This window comes from Mammaliicoccus sciuri (assembly GCF_002901825.1).
GTDB classification, from domain to species: domain Bacteria; phylum Bacillota; class Bacilli; order Staphylococcales; family Staphylococcaceae; genus Mammaliicoccus; species Mammaliicoccus sciuri.
In genome coordinates this window covers 442,698-446,063 of sequence record NZ_PPQD01000034.1, presented here as the reverse complement: position 1 = coordinate 446,063, position 3,366 = coordinate 442,698, and the positions used below count along the sequence as shown (strand labels likewise).

The following is a 3,366-nucleotide window of genomic DNA, read 5'->3' as shown; positions in this document are numbered from 1 at the left end:
TGCCTTTTTAGGATCTGAAGGTTGAGATGTGTTAGGATGTTCCGCTTTATCAGTCGCTTTAGCTGTAACATTACCTTCTGGTAAAGGTTTAGTTGGCGTGATATGTGCGATACCATCTCTTCCGGCTTCTCTCTCACCAAGTTTATGTCCATCTTTATCAAATAATTCAACTTTAGAACCCGGTTCAGCAGTAACATCAATGGTAGGCGTAGTACCGGCTTTACCTGTTAAATCAGTAGTAATAACTGGTTTAGCAGGAGGTGTTGTATCAGTTGCCTTTTTAGGATCTGAAGGTTGAGATGTATTAGGATGTTCCGCTTTATCAGTGGCTTTAGCTGTAACATTACCTTCAGGTAAAGGTTTAGTTGGCGTGATATGTGCGATACCATCTCTTCCGGCTTCTCTCTCACCAAGTTTATGTCCATCTTTATCAAATAATTCAACTTTAGAACCCGGTTCAGCAGTAACATCAATGGTAGGCGTAGTACCGGCTTTACCTGTTAAATCAGTAGTAATAACTGGTTTAGCAGGAGGTGTTGTATCAGTTGCCTTTTTAGGATCTGAAGGTTGAGATGTGTTTGGATGTTCCGCTTTATCAGTGGCTTTAGCTGTAACATTACCTTCAGGTAAAGGTTTAGTTGGCGTGATATGTGCGATACCATCTCTTCCGGCTTCTCTCTCACCAAGTTTATGTCCATCTTTATCAAATAATTCAACTTTAGAACCCGGTTCAGCAGTAACATCAATGGTAGGCGTAGTACCGGCTTTACCTGTTAAATCAGTAGTAATAACTGGTTTAGCAGGAGGCGTTGTATCAGTTGCCTTTTTAGGATCAGATGCTTCTGAAAAATCTTGATCTTGTGGATTATTTGACACAAATGTTGCCTTAGCTATAACGTCACCTTCAGGTATTGGATTAGTAGGTCTTATTATAGCAATGCCATTCTCATCAGCAGTACCAGAACCTATCAGATGATTGTCTTTATCATAAAGAGATACCGTACTACCCGCTTCGCTCGTTACATTGATTTCATCTTGAGTACCAGGTTTATTAGCTTTATCTGTTAATTCCGTGTTTATAACTGGTTTATTAGGAATACCTCTATAAATAAAGTTACCAAGTTCAAGTGGTTCACTTGTGTTCCCAGCTTCATCTGAAACATAAGCTTTTAATTTATAATTAGTATTTCTAGCAATGTTTTCATCTGCAATATTTATTTCATTATCATTTTGATCATAGATTTTGAATTCTTTAACTAAATGACTACGAGTTGAAAAATTATCTTTACCAACGATTTTATTCGTATTTTCATCAATGAATCGCTCAACATCCTGTTTAGTTCTAAACTCATTCGGAATACTTATTACTGAACGTGTTTCGTTTGTTAATACAGTTGGTTTCGTTACATCAACAGGCACAACGAAAAGGTTCATAAGTCTCGTTTCTGTATCGGTATTTAAGTTAGTGAAATATGGTAATTGTTTGTATGTTGCATAAATTTGGAATTTATTTATGGCTCTATCTCTGCCCTCATTATTATTGTTGCCTGCAACACCGTTTGAATTATCTTTGGCAATATCATTAGATCCTTCACTACCTCTGATAATACGTGGATCAGAAAATGAAGCACTACCTGCTCCGTTGTTGTGTTCTTCTGCAATTTCAAATCCTGAAACGACACGATTGTATTTATCTTTATTTACAACACCATCTTGTCCTTCTGCAGACCCTTCGATATTAATAATACGTCCACCTAATAAATATTTACCATTATTGCCACTAACAGGTTGTATGATATCTAAAATAGCTACAGGTTTCCTATTAAGGAAGTATCTACCTTCTTTATCTCCTTCGTTACTACCGCCTAAATGAAAGCCATTTTGATTTCTTTCAGCTTTTTTCTTTTCTGTTCCATCTAAATTTCTACCAGTAGATTTCACATTAGCATTTAATAATGCTAATAATTCGTCTGTATTAATATTATGACCTGGATTATGTCCAATAGCATATTTATATATAAGTGTATTGCCATCAGGTGATAATTCAAATCCTGGATCTTCTGGTCGATTACTTAAATTTGGACGTTTCCAAGTAATATTAAATGCTTTTCTTAAATTTACTGGGTTATCTACAGTGTTTGTAGCATTATCATTTGATGATGGACTTGATTCAGCTGAAGGTCCATATTGGTTCTGAATAAACCTAACTCTGTTTGTATTATACGCTGGACCTAGATGTTTAGAAGCATTACCTACAGCCACATAGAATTTTCCACCATTTCTTCTTAACCATTCCTTACTAACAGTAGCAGTTATTGTTGCTCTATACGAATCCCCACTCGGATTAGTATTTTGATTTAGAAGCAAGTAGTTATCATTGTCAGTTAAATTTGTTAAACGTTTATAGTAATCTCTTTCATTAGATGTCATTGCATGATAAAGAATGCCATCTAGATGATTCTGAACGTCAACATCTTTTGTCCAATGTAATTCTCTACCACGTCCAGATAATTTTTCAACGTTACCTGCAGACAGTCTTACACCAGAAGGCGCAAATACATAAAAACGGCCACGAGCATCACTAGAATGTGCTTGGTTATAATGAATTGTATAAGTGAAGTCGACCGATTCGCCACGTTCTCTTGATGTAATATTTTCGATTAATACTGCTCTAGGAACCGTACTATCATTCATACCTTTCCCGAAACCTTTATTAAAGCTTCCAGTTTCTCCAATTCTGAACCCTGTTCTGCTTTCTAAAGATTCAGCTTGATATACTGTAATATAAGGTGGTAGTGTATATACTTTGCCATTGTTGTAAACAGTTACAGAGCCGTTCTCATCGACTGTAATCATATTGTCAGTTAAAAATTTATTCGTTCTTATTACAGCTTTTCTAACACGTGATTTTTCATAATCTGTAAGTTTATTTACATCATTGACAGGTATTTGGTGAGATGGTAAAGCTAATTCATCATTATTAGTAGCTATATCAGTTTCTATATCTTCAGTACCATTTTCATCACTAATATTTTTATCTTCTTTATCTTTCTCATCGACAGTTTTAGTTACATTACTTTTAGACTTATCAATAGATTGATGATTTTCTGCTTCTGCAGTTTCTGTTGTTTCTTCTGTGCTAGTTGATTCTTCAGCTACTTCTGTTGTTTCTGCTTGTGGTTGTTCTGCTTTTTCAGCAGTTTCAACTTTAGCAGTTTCTGGTGCTACTGTATCAACTTGAGTTGCTTCTTCTGTTGATGCTTTTTCTGTAGATGATTTATCTTCTGTTGTTGATTCTTCATTAGTTGTTGCATCTTGTGTTGTTTCATCAACTGTAGTTGCTTCTTCTTGTGGTTGTTCTGCTTT

Annotated in this window: 1 pseudogene; it reads right to left on the bottom strand. The window is 35.5% G+C overall.

From position 1 onward, the window contains the following. Positions 1–3,366 (bottom strand): annotated as a pseudogene (locus tag CD035_RS14055) (hypothetical protein); the annotation flags it as partial.